Below are 18,488 nucleotides of genomic sequence, written 5' to 3'. Positions count from 1 at the left end.
GACGTTCTACGACCTTATGCAGCACCAGCAACGGGATATTGACGCAGTCTTGCCTTAATTCGAGACCCGCAAGAATTCAGTACCGCGCCGGAATAGCATTTATGCAACGCCATGCCGATATTGCGCCCGCACAATTTTGGCGTCGTACGATCAATTGCCAGTCGCCGCTCTCCGGGCAGGCCGTCGCTTTCAATCGTTCATGGAGCTTTCAGCAATGAAAAGGTCAATGTTGATCGTCGCGCTGCCTGCCGCTTTATGCGCAGCTTCGGTGCATGCGCAAAGCAGTGTCACGCTATATGGCCTGATCGACACGGGTATCGTCTACACCAACAATCAGACCGGCCACAGCAACTGGCAGATGCTCAGCAGCGTCACGCAGAACACGGTCTTCGGCCTGAAAGGCAGTGAGGATCTCGGCGGCGGCCTTAAAGCCATCTTCAAGCTGGAGCAAGGCTTCAATCTGAATAACGGCACCAATGCATTCGCGGGCGATGGCTTCGGCTCGCAAGCATGGGTCGGCCTGCAACACGACGACTACGGCACGCTCACGGCCGGGCGTCAATACGACGTGCTCAACGATCTGCTCGGTCCGCTCACCGCCGAATTCAATACGTGGGGCGGCAGCATCTCGGCGCATCCGTTCGAAAACGATAATCTGGCGGCAAACTCGGTCGTCATCAACAACACCGTCAAATACGTCAGCCCCACTTATCGCGGTGTGACGGTCGAGAGCATGTATTCCTTCGGCAATAGCGCCGGAAACTTCGCGGATAACCGCGCGTATGGCTTTTCGGCATCGTATGCGCAAGGGCCGTTCACGGTCGCGGGCGGCTATCTGCAATTGAACAACGCGGGCGGCGGCATTGCGGGGACGAATTTGAATGGCGCGGTGTCGCAAGGGGATGGCAGCGCGAACTTCGTCGCGCAACGGCAGCGCATCTGGGGCGCGGGCGCCAACGCCACCTTCGGGCCAGCGACGGTCGGTCTCGTCTGGTCGCACACGCAGCTCGACAACATGAACAGCGTGCTTTCCATCGGGCTCGGCAACTATATTCCGCTCGATGGCACCCTGCGTCTCGACAATTACGAAGCGAACGTGCATTACGCGCTCACGCCCGTGTTGAGCGTATCGGCGGCTTACACGTTCACGGACGGCGCTTACGGCAACGCGGCATCCATCGCTTATCCGTCGTGGCATACGGTCATGTTGCAGACCGACTATTCGCTCTCGAAACGCACGGATGTCTATCTCGAAGGCGTCTATCAGCACGTAAAGGGCGCGCCGCCCGATTCCGTGCTCGGGCAGGCGATGCTCAATACGTTGTCGCCGTCATCGACAGGTACGCAAGTCGGCGTCACTGTCGGCTTGCGGCACGCGTTTTAGCATGATTCAAGGGCGCGCGGCCACTTCGTCGAGATGGAACAGCAGGTCGGCGGGGTCTTCGTAGACGCGCAGCGCGCCCGAGCGTTCCAGTTCGTCGCTGCCATAACCGCCCGAGAGCAGGCCGACGCCGAGCGATCGGCAGCGACGCGCCGCGAGCATGTCCCAGATGCTGTCGCCAACCACCACCGTATGCTCGATCGGCACGTTCAGACGCGCGGCCGCCGCAAGGAACAAGTCGGGATCGGGCTTGGCGTATTTCACCTGATCGCGCGTGACGACCACTTGCTTGCCTGGGTCCACGCCCAATGCTTCGAGATTGAACGCCGCCGTTTCCATGCGGCCGCTCGTGGCGATCGCCCAGCGCGTGCCCGCCTCGGTCAGCGCGTCGAGCAATTCGCGCGCGCCCGGCAATGGGCAGACCTGTGCGCGCAGACGTTGATAAGCGTCGGCATGAAGGCGCCGCAGACGTTCCACGCGATCCGCGTTGATCTCCCCATGCGTTTCGCGCAGCAATTGATCGGTGAAGAGGCCGCCGCTCATGCCGATTTTGCGATGAATGCGCCACACCGACAGTTCGATGCCCTCGCTATCCAGCGCTTCTTTCCACGCGAGCACGTGCTGATAGACGCTGTCGACCAGCGTTCCGTCGAGATCGAAGAGAAAGGATGTTTCGATTCGCATGGTCTGCTCCCTTGATGAATGGCGTGTTCCGGTTCCTTTCATGATACGCACGATCCTCGTCCGCTTTCGGAAATGCGCGACGCATGCGCTTCAAATGCGATAATCGATGTTTGCACCGCGCGGCCAAAAGTGCGCGGTTTTCTCGCATCGAATAGCCGCAACATGCACTCTTTACGCATTCATTACGCCCGACGGAGCTGACCTTGAGCCGCATCGACAACCCCTCCCGCGATCAGGAGGCCGGCGTGGCCGACTCCACGCAAGACACGACCCGTATCGACGATACGCGCATCGGCGCGGTGCGCCCGCTGATCTCGCCAGCGCTTTTGCTCGACGAACTGCCGGTCACGCCCGGCGTGCAGGCGCTCGTGGAAACGAGCCGTGCACGCATCGCGGACGTTCTGCATGGCCGCGATGACCGCCTCGTGGTCGTGGTCGGACCGTGTTCCATTCACGATCACGACCAAGCGATCGAATACGCGCACCATCTGAAGACCGTCGCGGATCGTCTCGGCGACGATTTGCTGATCGTCATGCGCGTGTACTTCGAAAAGCCGCGCACGACGGTCGGCTGGAAGGGCTATATCAACGACCCGCGTTTGGACGGCAGTTTCCGTATCAACGAAGGTCTGCGCCGCGCGCGTGAGCTTCTGCTGGAAATCAGCGAGCTTGGTCTGCCAACGGGCACCGAATTTCTCGACCTGCTGAGTCCGCAGTACATCGCGGACCTGATCGCGTGGGGCGCAATCGGCGCACGCACGACGGAGAGTCAGAGCCATCGGCAACTGGCGTCGGGGCTCAGTTGCCCGATCGGCTTCAAGAACGGCACGGACGGCGGCGTGCAAGTCGCGGCGGACGCGATCGTCGCGGCGCGCGCGAGCCATGCCTTCATGGGCATGACGAAGATGGGCCTTGCCGCCATCTTCGAAACGCGCGGCAACGACGACTGCCACGTGATCCTGCGCGGCGGCAAAAAAGCACCGAATTACGATGCGGCCAGCGTCGCGGCGAGTTGCGCGGCGTTGGCGGCGCTCGGACAGCGCGAGCAGGTGATGATCGATTGCTCGCATGCCAACTCGAACAAGTCGCATCTGCGGCAGGTAGATGTGGCCGAAGACATCGCGCGGCAACTGATCGCGGGCGAAAGCCGCATCACCGGCGTGATGATCGAAAGCCATCTGGACGAAGGGCGGCAGGACCTCAAGCCGGGCGTGCCGCTCAAGCACGGCGTCTCGATCACGGATGCGTGTCTCGGCTGGAGCCAGACCGAGCCGGTGCTCGACCTGCTTGCCGATGCGGTGAGACAGCGTCGTCGCGGCTAGGCGTGCGTACCTAGCCGTCTCCGCTTTCGGAGACGGCTAGCGGATCAACGCATCACCGCTGCGTTCAACGCTTCGATCAGCGCCAGCGGGTCGTAGGGCTTGCGCAACTGCGTCGCGCGCGGCAAGGCCTTGCGTTCGTCGGCGCTCAGGACGAGGTCGTATCCGGTGACGAACACCACGCCGATTCCGGGCGCCTCACGGCTAGCCGCAAGGGCCAGCTCGATGCCCGATTCGCCCGCCAGATCCACATCGGTCAGCAAGAGTTCGAAGCGCTCTTCGCGCAGCAGGGCGAGCGCCTCGGCGACGCTGCCGGCTTCCACGAGATCGAGCCCGAACGTGCGCAGCAACTCGGCGCTGCTTACGCGCACGAGTTCGTTGTCTTCGACGAACAGCACGCGCATGTGCGAGAGGGCGTCGGCAGGCGTGGCATCGGAAACCGTGTTGCCGGTGACCGTCGCGGGCGGTGCGCTGGAACTCGCGCCCTTGCCGCTAGCCGCGAGCACCTGACGCACCTTGCGGGCGAGCGCCTCATGCATATAAGGCTTGCTCAGCAGATCGATGCCTTCATCGAGCCGTCCCGCATGCACGATGGCGTTGTCCGTGTAGCCCGACGTGAACAGCACCGCGATACCCGGCACGCGTTCGCGCGCCTTTCGTGCCAGTTCGGGGCTGCGTAGCGGACCGGGCATCACGACATCGGTGAAGAGCAGGTCCACGGGCACGCCGCTCTCGACGATAGCCAGTGCGCTTTGCGCATCCTTTGCACGAAGCACGCGATAACCGAGGTCGCCAAGCATGGCGACGACGGTTGCGCGCACTTCTTCGTCGTCCTCGACCACGAGTATGGTTTCGTCGCCGCCGTGCGCGGGGCCGGCGTCGATCGTGGTTTCGAGGTCTTCTTCCTGGCGCGCGCGCGGCAGATAAATGCGTATCGTCGTGCCGTGTCCTTCCTCGCTGTACACCTTCACGTGGCCGCCGGACTGCTTCACGAAGCCGTACACCATCGAGAGTCCGAGACCCGTGCCCTGGCCCTCGCGCTTGGTGGTGAAGAACGGTTCGAACGCGCGTTCCTGTACTTCGGGCGACATGCCCGAGCCGGTATCGGTAACAGCGACCATGACGTATTGGCCGGGCAACAGGTCGGCGTGGCGCTTGGCGTAGTTTTCATCGAGCGATGCATTGCCCGCTTCGATGGTCAGCTTGCCGTGCGCGTTCATCGCGTCGCGCGCGTTGATCGCCAGATTGAGCAGCGCGTTCTCGACCTGGAACGGATCGACGAGCGTGTTCCACAAGCCGCCCGATACGATCGTCTCGATCTCGATGCCGTCGCCCAGCGCGCGGCGGAACATGTCGTCGAGACCGCGCACGAAGCGGCCCAGATTGACGACCTTCGGCGCGAGCGGCTGGCGTCTGCCGAATGCAAGCAGCTGCGAGGCGAGGTTCGCGCCGCGCGCCACGCCCGCGAGCGCGCTCTTCACGCGCTGCTCGGGGCGTTCCTGGCCCGCGACGTCCTTTGCCAGCAATTGCAGATTCCCGCCGATCACCTGCAGCAGATTGTTGAAGTCGTGCGCGACGCCGCCCGTCAATTTGCCGATGGCTTCCATCTTCTGCGCCATGCGCAGCGCTTCCTCGGCGTGCCGCAGCGCGTCGGCGGTTTCGCGGTCCGCGGTGACGTCGCGCCCCACGCCGTGGATGCGGCGCGTGGCCGGGTCGATCGACAAGGTCCACGCGATCCAGCGCCAGCCGCCTTCCACGAAGCCGTGCCGGCACTCGTAACGCACGGACGCGCCGCTTTGGCGCAGACTTTCCATCGCGCTCGCGACCGCTTCGACGTCGTCGGGATGGACGAGGTCGAGCATGGTTCGCGCATGCACGCGCTGCAGATCGACGCCGAGCACGGTCGACCATGACGGGCTCACGCGCAGCAGCGCGCCTTCGAAGCTCGTCACGACGAACAGGTCTTCGGTCAGTTCCCACAGCCGGTCGCGGTCCGCGATGGCGTCGGCGACGCGGCGTTCGAGCGTATCGTTGAGATCGTGCAGCGCGGCCTGCGCCTTGGTGCGCTCGGCGATCTCGTCCTGCGCCGCCTGAAAGAGCCGCGCGTTGTCGATGGCGATAGCCGCCTGCGCGGCGATACCCACGACGATCCGCTCCGCGCGCAGGTTGAACATCGCCGGTTCGGGATGACCGAAAAACAGCCCGCCCAGCACTTCGCCCGTGCGCGAGATGACGGGCGCGGCGAGATAGCTGCATACGCTGAGATGACCTTCCGGCATGCCGTAATGCGGCGCGCGCTGGCCGTAGCGCGGGTCTTTCGTGATGTCGTCGGAACGCACCACGCCTTCGCCCGCGAAAGTCGGGCCGAAGAGCGCGGTGTTGCGCGGCATGGGAAAGCGCGAAAACGCGTCTTTCGGCACGCCGGAGATGGAATAGAGCGTGTAGCTCTCGCCCTTGTCGTCGAGCAGGTTGTAGAAGAACGAGCCGAAGGCCGCGCCGGTGAGCTCGGTGGCGGCATCCACGACGACCTGCACGGCGCGCGACAGATCGAGCTCGCCCGCGACCGTGGTGCCGACGTCGTTCAGAATCTCCAGCATGCGCGACTCTTCGCGCAGGTTCTCCTCGGACGCGCGCCGCAGCCGCGCGATGCGCAGATTGCTCGCGACTCGCGCAAGCAATTCTCGCGCGGCGAAGGGCTTGGTCAGATAGTCGTGCGCGCCGGCTTCGAGACCGCCCAGGCGCGCTTCCTCGCCCGCGCGCGCGGACAGCAGCACGACCGGTGTCTCGCGCAGCGCTTCGTCGGCGCGCACGGCGTTCAAGAGGCCGAAGCCGTCGAGGCGCGGCATCATCACGTCCGACACGATCACTTCGGGATGCCCGGTGCGCGCCGCTTCGAGCGCGTTCTCGCCGTCGGCCGCGACGCTCACTTCGTGGCCCGCCGCGACCAGCATGCGACGCATGTATTCGCGCAGGTCGGCGTTGTCGTCGACCACCAGCACGCGGCCGCGGATTTCATCGGCGGATGCGCTGGCGTTCGCGCCCGCGCCGAGCGGCGTTTCGTCGTCGAGGGCGAGCGCCGGTTCGCTTGCGTCGGGAATCCAGCGCAAGGCGGCATCGACATAACTGCGCGCGCCGCTGCTGGCTTGCGCGCGCGGCGTATCGGCATGTTGCGCGTCGACTCGTTCATGCGCGGCGGGCAGCGTCACGGTAAAGCGCGTGCCCTCGCCGGGACTGCTTTGCACGCTGATGGCGCCGTCATGCAGCTTGACGAGTTCCTGAACCATTGCAAGGCCGATACCGCTGCCTTCCACCGAGCGCCCGGTCGCGCCCGCCACGCGATGAAAGCGCTCGAAAACGCGCGCCAGTTCCGCCTCCGCGATGCCGATGCCGGTATCGCGCACGCTCATCTCCACGCGCTGCGCGGCGTTCGTGCGCAGCGTCACTTCGATCGTGCCGCGAAACGTGAACTTGAACGCGTTCGACAGCAGGTTCATCACGACTTTTTCCCACATGTCGCGATCGATGTCGGCGAGCACCGGCGTCGAGGGAATGTCGATGTAAAAGCGCAGCCCCGCCGATTCGATGGCCGAGCGAAACAACGAAGCCAGCTCCGCCGTGAACGCGCCGATGTCGGTGGTCTGCCGATGAATCTCGATACGCCCGGCCTCGATGCGCGAAAAGTCGAGCAGCGCGTTGACGAGCTTGAGCAGGCGCAAACCATTGCGATGCGTGATTTCGAGCAGACGCACTTCGTCGCCCGCGCGCTCCGGCTTCGTCAGCAGGTCTTCGAGCGGGCCGAGCATCAGCGTGAGCGGGGTTCTGAACTCGTGGCTGATATTCGAGAAGAAGGTGGTCTTGGCGCGGTCGATTTCGGCGAGCGCCTCGGCGCGGCGGCGTTCTTCCTCATAGGCATGCGCGGCGCCGATGGCCGCGCCGATCTGGCCGCCCACGAGGTTCAGGAACGCGCGATAGCCTTCGTCGAAGAGACGGTATGGATTGAGCGCGGCGATCAGCACGCCCGCGCGCCCGGTCTCGCCCGACGGCGCGATAGGCAGCAGCACCGCGTGCGTCGGCGCGGCATTCCACGAGCCGGTGGGCAGCGGTCCTTCGATGAAACCCTTCAGATTGGTCACGAGCCGCGCTTGGTTGTCGCGCAGCACTTCGTGAACGGGCCACGCGCCCGCTTGCGCCGCATGCAGCACTTCCGGCGCGGCCGCACTGCCCGGCGCGATGCCGCATGCGCCGGTGAGCGTGGCGCTTTCGTCGCCGGGCTCGGCTGTATAGAGCAACGCGAAAGGCATGTCGCGCGCGGCATTCGCGAGCACGTTCATCGAACGTTCGCAGGCCTCGCGCCACGAACGCGCGTTCGCGGCCGACGCAGCCAGTTCGCGCAGTACGAGCAACTGGCGTTCGCCAAGCACGCGTTGGGTATCGTCGCTATTGGCGCAGATGATGCCGCCCGCGCCGCCGCGATCGTCCGGAATCGGGCTATAGGAGAACGTGTAGTACGTTTCCTCCGGGAAGCCGTTGCGTTCCATGATGAGCAGCTTTTGCTCGACGAAGGTGCCTTCGATGCCGGCAAGCGCGGTGTCGAGCAGCGGGCCGATCTCGTTCCAGATTTCGCGCCACACCACCGACGTCGGCTGACCGAGCGCTTGCGGATGCTTGCCGCCGATGATCGACTTGTAAGGATCGTTGTAGAAGAACAGGAGGTCGGGACCCCAGCCGACCCAGATCGGCTGCCGCGAGGTGAGCATGATGCGCACGGCCGTCTTGAGACTCTGCGGCCATTGTTCGGGCGAGCCGAGCGAGGTTTGCGTCCAGTCGAAAGCGCGGATGAGCGCGCCCATCTCGCCGCCGCCGAGAAGAAAGCTCGGCTCGGGCGCGTCGGTGCGCGTGTCCGGTATCAGCTTGTCAGCTTCCATTGACGCAGGTTCTCCTCGCTGCATGTCTTTTTTGCATGTCGTTTCGCGTGTGGATCGGCTCAACCCGGCTTGGCCCAGCGAACGGCTTTTCAACTATTGAGCGGACCAATCCTGCCTGTGGAGGCGCTTGCGCGAGCATCTCGATTTTCGCACGGAACGCCGTTTTCGCTTCGCAAATACGCATGAAACGCAAGGTGAACCGGCGCGTGGCACCTGCCTGCGCTTCAATGCGCGGCGATCGGGTCGAGTCCGGTGGCGCGCACGGTGTCTTGTGCCTGCGGCGAAGCGAGGTAGCGAAGCAAGGCGCGCGCCTCCTCCGGGTGCTTCGAGCCAACCGGAATGCCCGCTGCGAAACGCGTGACGGACTGCACGGACTCCGGAATCCTGCCGACGAAATCCGCGCCTTGTACCGGTAACAGTTCGCTCACTTGCTGGAAGCCGAGTTCGTACTGACCGTCCGCGACGACCGAGGCCACGGGAATCTTCGGGATCATCTTCGCCTTGGGTTTCACCTGATCTTCGATGCCGAGTTTCTTGAACATCTCGTTCTGGATATAGACGCCGCTCGCGCTGTCCGAATAAGCGATCGATGTTGCGTGCAGCAGCGTTTCCTTCAATGCATCGACATTGCCGATGTCGGGTTTCGGCGCACCCGCTTTCACCGATACGCCGATGCGCGAATCGGCGAGTTCGACACGCGAGTCCGGCATGACCTTGCCTTCCTTGATGAGATCGTCGAGCGCATAGCCCACCATGATGACGACATCGGCGGGTTCGCCGCGCGCGAGTCGATTGGGGATGGCTTCGGGCGCCTTGCCCATCGACGGGCCGAGTTGGGTATCGAGCGTATTGCTGGTTGCGGCCGTGAACTTCGGGCCGAGGATTTTATAGGCGGCGGTGAAGCCTCCTGAACTCATGACATGAAGCTCCTCGGCTTGCGAGGAAACAGGCGCGGCAATGGCGCCGAAAGCGATAAAAACGAATGCGGCGAGTCTTGAGGAGAGTGGTTTCATAGGCGGCTTGTTTGGTGGTTCAATGGCTGGGCCAGGTTGGATTTGGTCATAACTTTTTGCACTATACTGAAATCGATGCGTTATCGTTCGGCCTTCGTTTTTGCGGGCACCGGTACGAATGTGGAAACAACGCCGCGACTTGATTCGCGAAGAGGGATCAAGCGAACGCCTCATCTCCCGTCCGCAAGACGAAATAACAGAGATCTACCTGAGATCGAATTAGTTTGGTTTCCTACGCAAGAGAAATAATCACCATGCTTGAAGACAATGATCGAAACGTAACGATGACATTTGCTGAAGCCGAAGCGAAGTTTCGTCAAGACATCGAGGCAAATCCTTCCTCGGTTGCAGCAAAAAACAATCTCGCGCTGGTGCTGCGCCAGCTTGGCCGCTTCGCCGAAGCAGAGACGTTGTTGAACGAGGCGCGGACTTTGCAGCCCACGTCCGCCGAGATTGTCGTCAATCTGGCGCTTGTCATGGCAGATCAAAAGCGTTTCGCCGACGCCGCATCCTTTTGCCGTGAAGCGCTGGCTATCAGGCCGGATTCCTCACTCGCGCACTGGATGCTCGGCTGCATCCTCAGCGACGAAAAGCGCGAGTCGGAAGCCGAGGACGCTTTTCGCCAGGCTATCCATCATCAGCCGGACATGGTTCAGGCGCATTGTGCGCTGTCTGATCTGCTGCGCCGTCGGCAGCGTCTGCCGGAAGCCGAGGTTGCAGCGCATGCTGCCATCGAAGCGCAGCCGCAGTCGGTCTCCGGCTATCTTGCGCTCGGTGATGTCCTTTGCGCCGCCGTTCGTCTAACCGAAGCCGACACTGCATTCCATCGTGCGCTGGACATCGATCCCAAATCGGCGGAAGCCTATTGCGGTCTGGGCAATGTGTCGGAACGACGCTTCAATCCGGCCGAGGCCGAGGCGCACTTCAAGAAAGCTTTGGCACGGCGTCAGCCGTTTTTCGAGGCGAGCATCGGTTTAGGCATGGCCATGCTCAATCTCGGCCGATTCGCCGAGGCGGAAGGTGCGCTGCGTCAGGCGCTGGCCATTCGCCCCGACGACATGCGCGCGAAGGATGCGCTCAACTTCGTTCTTACGCGTCAACTCAAACCGGCCCCGCTTGTGCCGGGAACGGTGTTCGCAGTCCCGCCGAACCAGAAGACGTCGCCCTAATGCTTGGGTAAGCCGGGCGATTGTTCCTGCGAGGAGCATGCCGACCACAACACCTCTCGCTGCTCCGTGCCACTTTCCATGGCGATGCAGCGAGCAGAGTGCCCCAGGCATGACCGGACCCTTCACGCGTTCGCGGGGAAGGGTCCGCACTTTGCCGTTTGCATCGATCGCAAAGCGCGGCGCTGCTTGCTAAAGCGGCGTTTCGTCGCGATAGACTTCATCAAGCTCCAACGCTCGTGCAACATCCAAACTCTACCGCGCCACCTTGGCCACCACCGCTTTCCTGTTCAGCACTCGCGCCTGCAGCACGATCACGAGCAGCAGGAACAACCCGCGAATCACCGACTGCCAGTAAGCCGATAACGAGATATAGCCCAGGCCGTTCTCGAAGTTGAGCAGATTGAAGACGAGGCCGAGCAGCGCGACGCCCGCAATGGTCATCGCGATAGAGCCGTCGCCGCCTGTCAGACGCGTGCCGCCGAGCACCACCGCCGAGATCGCGAACAGTTCCCAGCCGATGCCTTCGTTCGGCTGTCCCGCGCCGAATTGCGCCGCGAGAATCGCGCCGGCGATGCCCGCGAGCAAGCCGCTCACGGCATACACGGCGACGAGCGTGCGATCCACATTCAGTCCCATCAGACGCGATGCTTCCTCGCTCCCGCCGATAGCCAGCGCATGCCGCCCGAAGCGTGAGCTGCGCAGCGCGATCCAGCCGACAATCGCCGCCGCGGCCGCGACGAGCCCCGGAATTGGCAAGCCGAAGAGATCGCCTTGGCCGAAGTTGGCGAAGCCGGTGTCCGACGAGATGGCGACGGCATCGTTATGGCCGAGCAGAAGCGCGAGGCCATGCGCGCCGAGACTCGTCGCCAGCGTAACGATGAAGGGCAGTATCCGCAGATGCGTGATCACTAGCCCGTTGAGCAGGCCCACCGCGAGACCGGCAGCCGACCCCGCGAGCACCGCCGCGACGCCGCCATGCGGACTCGCGAGCGCCGCGACCACGCTTGCGAGCGCGGCCACCGCGCCCACCGACAGATCGATGCCGCCCGTGATGATGACGAACGCCATGCCGATGGAAATCAGCGCGAACATGGAGTTGTAGCGCCAGAACGACGTCACGTTGTATTCGGATGCAAAGTGCTCGTACCGCACGACGCCAAGCACGAGCAGCGCCGCGAGCGCGATGAGAATCGGGAGGTTCTTCTTCATGTCGTCGTCAGCCTCGCTTTCTCTGCACGTACACGGCGGCGATGATGATCGCGGCCTTCAGCACCAGCGCGGCGGCATCCGGAATGCCGTGTGCAAGCAGCGTATAGCGCAGCAACTGGATGATGAGCGCGCCGATCAGCGTGCCCGTGATATACGCCTTGCCGCCCGTGAGCGCGGTGCCGCCGACGGCCACGGCCGCGATGGCATCGAGTTCCACGCCGAGGCCGACCACGTTCGCATCCGACGACGAATTCACCGAGATCGAAATCAGTCCGGCCAGACCCGCGAGCGCCGCGCACGCCGTGTACGCGATCATCTTCACGCGCGCGGTCGGAATGCCGGAAAGATACGCCGCTTCCTCGTTGCCGCCCGTCACGAGCAGATATTTGCCGAAGAGCGTCTTACGCACGATCCACGTAAAGATGGCGACGAGCGCGAGCATGAGCAGGATCTGAAACGGCACGCCCGCCACGCGGCCCAGCGCAATCCACTGAAACGCGGGATTGTTGAAGGCCTGCAGGCTGCCATCGGTGACGACCTGCGCGATGCCGCGTCCCGCGATGAACAGCACGAGCGTCGCGACGATAGGCTGCACATTCAGCCGCGTCACGAGAAAGCCGTTGAAGACGCCGCATAGTGCCGCCGCCACGATCGGCAAGGTGAATGCGAGCAGCAAGCCGCCCGGCCCGTCGATGTTCATGAAGAGCATCGGCGCGAGCGCACCGGAGATGGCCATCGAAGCGCCCACGGACAGGTCGATGCCGCCTGTCGCCACCACGAGCGTCATGCCGATGCCGACGATCACGATCGTCACCACCTGCGTAAGGTTCACGTTGAAGGTCTGCAGCGACCAGAAGTGATCGGTAAAGAGCAGGTTGAAGAGGATCATCGCGACGAGCACGACGATCTCGCGTTGAATCGCCATGCCGCGTTTTTTCTTCCGCGCGGGCGCGGTATCCGCGACGATAGGTGCGCCGGTTTTCTCTATCACGACTCGGTTCCTTGAGCGGCCGAAGCCAATGTCGATTCCTCGCCCGTGCCGTAAGCGATCGCATCCATGATCGAGGTCTCGGTCATCTGCGCGCCGTCCAGTTGCGCGACCGTTTCGCCGTCGCGGATCACGACCGCGCGATCGGCCACCGCCGTCAACTCTTCCAGTTCCGATGCCGACAGCAGCACCGCAAGCCCCGCATCGCGTAACTCGCGCACGATTTTCGCGACATCGGCTTTCGCGCCGACGTCGATACCGCGCGTGGGTTCGTCGAGCAGCAAGAGACGCGGGTTGGTCGCGAGCCAGCGCGCGAGCAGCACCTTCTGCTGATTGCCGCCCGATAGCTCGCGGATCGGCTGATCCGGCGAGCGCAGCTTGATGCCGAGCGAGGTGATGAAGCCATCGACGATTTCGCGCTGTTTGGCCACGTCGATCACGCCGCGTCTGGTCAGCGCCGGCAGGCACACGAGCGTGAGGTTGTCGCGCACGGAAAGCTCCGGCACGATGCCTTCGGCCTTGCGATCCTCGGTGAGATAAGCGATGCCGCGCGCGATGGCGTCTTTCGGCGACTTGAATGCGATCTCCGCGCCGTCGACCGCGAGCGTGCCGTTGGACGGACGGTCCGCGCCAAACAACAGGCGCATGGTTTCCGTGCGGCCCGAGCCGAGCAATCCGGCGAGTCCGACGGCTTCGCCCGCGTGGACATCGAGCGTGACGTCGGTGACTTTCGCGCCCGCCGAGAGACCCTGCGCGCGCAACGCCACCGCGCCGCGCTTGGCGAGATTCGCTTCCTTCACGGTATCGTCTTCGTGTACGACGGCGGCAAGCGTGCGGCCGAGCATGGTCGTGACGAGCTTGAGCTTGTCCATCTCCTGCATGCTGCTTTCGGCGACGGTCTGGCCGTCGCGCATCACCGTGACGCGGTCGCACAGTGCATAGAGTTCATCCAGCCGGTGCGACACGAAGATGACCGCGCGGCCGTCGTCACGCAAGCGGCGCACGACCGTGAACAGCAATTCGACTTCACGCTCGTCGAGCGAGGAAGTCGATTCGTCCATGATCACCATCTTCGCATCCGACGATACCGCGCGCGCCAGCGCGACCATCTGCTGAATGGCGGTGGAATATTCGCGCACGGGCTTTTTGACGTCGATGTGAAGGCCGAACGATTCGAGCAATTCATGCGCGCGCCGCTGCACGGTTTTCCAGTCGATGAGTCCGAAGCGGCGCGGTTCGCGTCCGAGAAAGATGTTCTCGGCCACCGACCGGAACGGCACCAGGTTGATCTCCTGATAGATCGTACTGATGCCCGCTTCACGCGCTTCCTTGGGCGTGCGGAAATCGGTTTCGCGGCCATCGAAGCGAATCGTGCCCGCGGTCTTTCTATACGCGCCCGTGAGAATCTTGATGAGCGTGGACTTGCCTGCGCCATTCTGGCCGATGAGCGCGTGCACTTCGCCCGCCGTCACGGTGAGGCGGGCGCGCTTCAATGCGGGCACACCGCCGAAAGCGATGTCGATGTCCTGCATGTCGAGGAGGGGAGCGTTGGGCATGGCGTCGGTGTTCGTCCGGAGAAAAGAGCGGGCGTCCGTGAATAGACGCCCGCGAACCAGCCAACTGCGCTCAATACCCGTACTGCATGCTTTCCTTGACGTTGCTCTTGTCGTAGAAGCGGTCCGAAACCTTGACCCACGGCGGGATGGTTTCGCCCTTCGCGAACTTCTGCGCGACGTCGCACGCGAGCGGGCCGAAGAACGGACTCGACTGCACGCTTGCGCCCAGTTCGCCCGCCTGAATGGCTTCGAGTCCGCCCTTGGTGCCGTCGATGGTCACGAGCACGATGTCCTTGCCCGGCTGCTTGCCGGCCGCCTTGATCGCCGCGATTGCGCCGAGCGCCATTTCGTCGTTATGCGCGTAGACGGCGGTCACGTCCGGATGCGCCTGCAACAGCGTTTCCATGACCTGACGACCCTTGTCGCGCGCGAAATCGCCGCTTTGCGACGCGACGATCTTCATGCCCGAGTTCTTCGCGATGACATCGTCGAAACCTTTCTTGCGGTCGTTTGCAGCGGAGGCGCCGGTCGAGCCTTCCAGTTCGATGATCGTCGCCTTGCCGTTGGTTGCCTTCACGAGCCAGTCGGCGGCGCGCTGACCCTGATCGATGAAGTCCGAACCGATGAACGTGATGTAGTCGCGGCCGGCCTTCACCGTCGATTGATCGACGTTGCGGTCGACGAGTATCACCGGAATGCCGGCTTTCTTGGCCTGCAGGATGACCGGCACGAGCGGCTTCTCTTCGCGCGGCGGGAACACGAGCAGATCGACGTGCTGCGCGATCATGCTTTGAATGTCCGATACCTGCTTCGCGGCCGAACTGTTCGCGTCGGTCATGACCACCTGCCAGCCGCATTTCGCGGCGACATCCTTGAAGCTCTTGGTTTCCGCGAGCCGCCACGGATTGTTGCTCTCGGTCTGCGCAAAACCGACCTTGAGCGGCTTCTTGTTGGCGATCTTCGGCAAGCCGTCATCGGCGGCATGGGCCGCGCTGAAACCCATGGCAAGCGTCAGGGCGGCAAGCGTGGCGGCGAGCGGGCGCAAGCCCAGGCGAGTGTTCTTTTCTAGCGACAGCATGTCTTCCTCCGATAGGGATGGGTGCCTTCTTCTATTGATGCCGATGCTTATGTGTTGCCCGGTCTATTGCTGCGAGAGTTGATTTCCAGCGAATGCGTGGTCGGCTTATGACTCGTCATCGCTAATATTATTAATTGCGAGTTGCTTTGCTTCGGTAATTTCCCTGACGGAACCGCGTTCGATGAGCGGGCCGTCCAGCTTCACGGTGCGGCGTCGCACCGGTGCGCCGGCCGCGCGGTTGTGTTCTTCCTGCAGTAGCGTTTCCACGGCCCAGCGGCCCAGGTCGTAGTTGGGCAAGACCACGCTCGACAGCGGCGGATGCGTATGGCGCGCGATCTCCTGATCGTCATAGCCGAGCACGGAGACATCGTCGGGCACGCGCAGTCCGAGTTGCTTGAGCGCTTCGATTGCACCGAGCGCCATCAGGTCGTTGGCGCAGAAGATGGCCGTCGGCGGATTCGCCTCGCGCATCAATGAAAGCGTCTGCTCGAATCCAGTGGCCGGTCCCCAGTCGCCTTCGCGGACCAGTTCCGGCGCAAACGGCAGGTCCGCCGTCGCCAATGCCGTGCGATAACCCTTGAGCCGGTCGCGCGCCGCGTCTTGCCACGGTTCGCCGTTGATATAACCAATTCGCCGATGCCCCGCCGCCAGCAAATGATCCGTCGCCGTGTGACCGCCCGCGACCTCCGCCGGCACGACCGAAGACACGTTCGCTTCGCTCGCATAGCAGTTGAGCAGCACGGTCGGCACCTGTTCGAGCGCGGCGGGCACCGTGACGCGGCGCGTGTAGACCGTCGCGTAGATCACGCCGAGCACGTCCGGATTGCCGAGCGTCGCGTCGAGCACGCGCGCCTCGATTTCCGCGTTGCCGTGCGTCGAATAAACCGCGAGCATGCGGCCGTGGGCGAAGGCGGCATCGCGCGCGCCGTCGATGCTCACCACCGGATGCGGACTGGTCGAGATTTCATCGGCCAAATAGACGATCAGATTGCGCTCCGCCGTATCCAGCGGCGCGAACGAAAGCGGCTCGCGCTGCGTCATGCGATAGCCGAGTTCGTGCGCGGCGCGCAGCACCTTGTCGCGCGTGGCGTCGGAAAACTTCGCGCCGGACGCGTTGTTCAGCACGAGCGATACCGTCGATTGCGAGACTCCGGTGAGTTTCGCGATGTCGGTCATCGTCGGGCGGCGTTGGGTGGTTTTCTTCATCTGGCGCGCCGTCGTAACGGCGGCGATTCATCCGTGAGCGTGCCGCTAATATTAATGATGATTCCGCGAAATGCCGCTCGGGGTTTTCACTGGTTTTGCGTGGAAGATTACTAATAATATTGACGGACGGATTACGCCCATGCCATTCTTGGCTTCACTTCGGCAAACATAAAACAAGGAGACGACACGCATGGGCCGATACGACGAGAGCGCAAGAGATGCGCTCGCGCAGGACTTCGAACGAGATGGCTTCGTTTTGTTGCGGGCACACTTTCCACGCGCAACCATCGAAGCCTGGCGCGATGCGTTCATGCCTTTGCTCGCGCCGCATAGAGAAGCAGCGGACGGAAACCGCGGGCCAGGCCGCTATTACGTGACCTTGCCCTTCGAAGGCGCATTTGCCGATCCATCGATTTTTTGCGACGAGGACATCGTGGCCATCGTCGAGCGCGTGGCCGGCGCCGATCCGGTCATGTGCCAGCTCGCAACTGATACGCCCGTGCGCGGTTCGGACTTTCAAGACTGGCATCGCGATACGCCCGCGCTCTTCGACGATGCGCCGGAAACGCCTTCGTTCCAGCTTGCGGTGAACTTTCCGCTCGTCGATGTCGACGACAGCAACGGTCCGCTCGAAACCACGCGCGGCACGCATCGCATGTCGCGCGAAGAAGCGCTCGCCGGTCTCGCCGATGGCCGCTTCCCCGCCGAACGCGTGCCAATGCGAGTTGGCGACGTGATGATTCGCGATGTACGCGGCTTGCATCGCGGCACACCGAATCTTTCCGGTGCGCCCCGGCCTATGGTCGTGGTCGGCTACAGCCGGGCGTGGTATTTCCGGCCCGAAGTGCGGATCGACGTGCCGCGCGATGTCTTCGCCAGCTTGCCCGCTCGCGCGAAGCGTTTGCTGCGTTACAACCCGCAAGTCGAAAGCACGGCGCGCACCTTCGACGAAAGCTACCGGCAGTTTGCATATTGAACGCCGCTCTAGACTCCAACGCTCGCGGGAATGAAGCGCTCGTCGAACTGCGTCATGGCGCGCGGCGTGTTGTGCTCGCTCCGCATATCGGCGGCGCGATAGCGGCGTTCTTTGAAACGCGCGATGACGGCGTGGTTCACTGGCTGCGGCCCGCCACGCCGGATGCGCTCGCTGCAAGGAATCCGCTCGGCATGGGCAGTTTTCCGTTGCTGCCGTATTGCAACCGCATTCGCGATGCGCGCTTTGCCTTCGATGGCGTGGAGATCGATCTGTCCGGCGACGGCAACGGTTTTGCGCACGCGCTGCATGGCAATGCGTGGCGGCTGCCGTGGCAAGTGAGCGCGTTATCGGAGGCGCAGGCGACGTTGAGTTTGCGGCACGAGCCTTCGCAAGAAGCCGCGCATCACTGGCCGTTCGCTTACGAAGCCGAACAGCGCATCACGCTCGACGCACATGCGCTCCATGTGACGATCACGATGCGCAATCTCTCGCCAAGAGCGATGCCCTTCGGCATGGGACATCACCCGTACTTTCCGCGCACCGAAGCGACTTTCGTTCACGCAAATGTCGATTCGATGTGGCATGCAAGTCCCGATCCGCTGCCGCTGCACGCCGGTCCGCATGCTAGCGTCGATGCACTGACTTCGACGCAAGGCATGTCTGCAAACGGCTTCGATCTGGATAACCACTTCACGGGTTGGAAGCACACGGCGACAATCGATTGGCCGAACGAAGGCCGCTCGGTCACGCTGAACGCCGATGCACCGCTGGACTTCATGGTGATCTATGCGCCGGCCGTGTTTCCTTCACTGCTTTGCGTGGAGCCGGTGAGCAATGTCGCGGACTGGGTCAATTTGAACGTCGAGCCAGCGCTGAAGGGAGGAGGCGTGCTGCAGGCCGGTGAGTCGATCACGGCATCGTTTTCGCTCACGACCAACGTGCGCTGATTCATCGATTCGCTGAAGAACAAACGAAAACGCCCGG

The 18,488-nt window shown here is 63.2% G+C and carries 13 protein-coding genes; 5 read left to right on the top strand and 8 right to left on the bottom strand.

The features are described from left to right. The first annotated feature begins 214 nt into the window (after window positions 1-214). Entirely contained in the window at window positions 215-1,384 is a 1,170-nt protein-coding gene (locus LDZ28_RS22705; protein WP_244830860.1) for a porin, read from the top strand. A gap of 6 nt (window positions 1,385-1,390) precedes the next feature. On the opposite strand, the gene LDZ28_RS22700 is transcribed toward LDZ28_RS22705, so the two are convergent. Next, complete coding sequence (locus tag LDZ28_RS22700; protein WP_244830859.1) at window positions 1,391-2,065, bottom strand: HAD family hydrolase; 675 nt, start codon at window positions 2,063-2,065, stop codon at window positions 1,391-1,393. 203 nt (window positions 2,066-2,268) lie between these two features. Between LDZ28_RS22700 and LDZ28_RS22695 the strand changes: the two genes are divergently transcribed. After that, on the top strand, window positions 2,269-3,387 hold the full coding sequence (locus tag LDZ28_RS22695; protein ID WP_305038186.1) for a 3-deoxy-7-phosphoheptulonate synthase: 1,119 nt from the start codon (window positions 2,269-2,271) through the stop codon (window positions 3,385-3,387). A gap of 44 nt (window positions 3,388-3,431) precedes the next feature. On the opposite strand, the gene LDZ28_RS22690 is transcribed toward LDZ28_RS22695, so the two are convergent. Next, window positions 3,432-8,309: a response regulator gene (locus LDZ28_RS22690; protein WP_244830858.1), complete on the bottom strand. Its 4,878-nt coding sequence runs from the start codon at window positions 8,307-8,309 to the stop codon at window positions 3,432-3,434. A gap of 224 nt (window positions 8,310-8,533) precedes the next feature. After that, window positions 8,534-9,322 carry a substrate-binding domain-containing protein gene (locus tag LDZ28_RS22685; RefSeq protein WP_244830857.1) on the bottom strand — a complete coding sequence of 263 codons (789 nt, stop codon included), beginning with the start codon at window positions 9,320-9,322 and terminating at the stop codon, window positions 8,534-8,536. 254 nt (window positions 9,323-9,576) lie between these two features. Here LDZ28_RS22685 and LDZ28_RS22680 point away from each other — a divergent pair, with 254 nt between their 5' ends. After that, window positions 9,577-10,491: a lipopolysaccharide assembly protein LapB gene (locus LDZ28_RS22680; RefSeq protein WP_244830856.1), complete on the top strand. Its 915-nt coding sequence runs from the start codon at window positions 9,577-9,579 to the stop codon at window positions 10,489-10,491. A gap of 252 nt (window positions 10,492-10,743) precedes the next feature. Here LDZ28_RS22680 and LDZ28_RS22675 read toward each other — a convergent pair whose 3' ends face one another. The 5 genes from LDZ28_RS22675 to LDZ28_RS22655 form a co-directional block, all read right to left on the bottom strand. After that, complete coding sequence (locus tag LDZ28_RS22675; protein ID WP_244830855.1) at window positions 10,744-11,700, bottom strand: ABC transporter permease; 957 nt, start codon at window positions 11,698-11,700, stop codon at window positions 10,744-10,746. Between the two features lie 7 nt (window positions 11,701-11,707). After that, window positions 11,708-12,625 (bottom strand): ABC transporter permease, encoded by a 918-nt coding sequence (locus tag LDZ28_RS22670; RefSeq protein WP_244831005.1) that lies wholly within the window; start codon window positions 12,623-12,625, stop codon window positions 11,708-11,710. Between the two features lie 62 nt (window positions 12,626-12,687). Further along, window positions 12,688-14,244, bottom strand: a complete 1,557-nt coding sequence (locus tag LDZ28_RS22665) for a sugar ABC transporter ATP-binding protein (RefSeq protein ID WP_244830854.1) — start codon at window positions 14,242-14,244, stop codon at window positions 12,688-12,690. A gap of 70 nt (window positions 14,245-14,314) precedes the next feature. After that, on the bottom strand, window positions 14,315-15,322 hold the full coding sequence (locus LDZ28_RS22660; RefSeq protein ID WP_244830853.1) for an ABC transporter substrate-binding protein: 1,008 nt from the start codon (window positions 15,320-15,322) through the stop codon (window positions 14,315-14,317). A 105-nt stretch (window positions 15,323-15,427) separates the two neighbouring features. Next, window positions 15,428-16,528 (bottom strand): LacI family DNA-binding transcriptional regulator, encoded by a 1,101-nt coding sequence (locus LDZ28_RS22655; RefSeq protein ID WP_244830852.1) that lies wholly within the window; start codon window positions 16,526-16,528, stop codon window positions 15,428-15,430. 190 nt (window positions 16,529-16,718) lie between these two features. Between LDZ28_RS22655 and LDZ28_RS22650 the strand changes: the two genes are divergently transcribed. Beyond that, a complete protein-coding gene (locus LDZ28_RS22650) occupies window positions 16,719-17,504 on the top strand; it encodes a phytanoyl-CoA dioxygenase family protein (protein ID WP_244830851.1) in 786 nt (261 codons plus the stop codon). Continuing rightward, the gene (locus LDZ28_RS22645; protein ID WP_244830850.1) at window positions 17,501-18,451 is read left to right on the top strand and encodes an aldose 1-epimerase; all 951 of its coding nucleotides are present in this window, start codon (window positions 17,501-17,503) and stop codon (window positions 18,449-18,451) included. Before LDZ28_RS22650 ends, LDZ28_RS22645 begins: the two co-directional genes overlap by 4 nt. Window positions 18,452-18,488 lie beyond the last annotated feature (37 nt).

Origin of the sequence: Caballeronia sp. TF1N1 (assembly GCF_022878925.1) — a bacterium.
Taxonomy (GTDB): domain Bacteria; phylum Pseudomonadota; class Gammaproteobacteria; order Burkholderiales; family Burkholderiaceae; genus Caballeronia.
This window is presented reverse-complemented; position numbering and strand designations above follow the sequence as displayed.

Coding starts and splice junctions, on each gene's coding strand:
- LDZ28_RS22650 (WP_244830851.1), top strand. CDS start 16,719: ATGGGCCGATACGACGAGAGCGCAAGAGATGCGCTCGCGCAGGACTTC.
- LDZ28_RS22705 (WP_244830860.1), top strand. CDS start 215: ATGAAAAGGTCAATGTTGATCGTCGCGCTGCCTGCCGCTTTATGCGCA.
- LDZ28_RS22660 (WP_244830853.1), bottom strand. CDS start 15,322: ATGCTGTCGCTAGAAAAGAACACTCGCCTGGGCTTGCGCCCGCTCGCC.
- LDZ28_RS22675 (WP_244830855.1), bottom strand. CDS start 11,700: ATGAAGAAGAACCTCCCGATTCTCATCGCGCTCGCGGCGCTGCTCGTG.
- LDZ28_RS22680 (WP_244830856.1), top strand. CDS start 9,577: ATGCTTGAAGACAATGATCGAAACGTAACGATGACATTTGCTGAAGCC.
- LDZ28_RS22700 (WP_244830859.1), bottom strand. CDS start 2,065: ATGCGAATCGAAACATCCTTTCTCTTCGATCTCGACGGAACGCTGGTC.
- LDZ28_RS22665 (WP_244830854.1), bottom strand. CDS start 14,244: ATGCCCAACGCTCCCCTCCTCGACATGCAGGACATCGACATCGCTTTC.
- LDZ28_RS22685 (WP_244830857.1), bottom strand. CDS start 9,322: ATGAAACCACTCTCCTCAAGACTCGCCGCATTCGTTTTTATCGCTTTC.
- LDZ28_RS22655 (WP_244830852.1), bottom strand. CDS start 16,528: ATGAAGAAAACCACCCAACGCCGCCCGACGATGACCGACATCGCGAAA.
- LDZ28_RS22670 (WP_244831005.1), bottom strand. CDS start 12,625: ATGGCGATTCAACGCGAGATCGTCGTGCTCGTCGCGATGATCCTCTTC.
- LDZ28_RS22690 (WP_244830858.1), bottom strand. CDS start 8,309: ATGGAAGCTGACAAGCTGATACCGGACACGCGCACCGACGCGCCCGAG.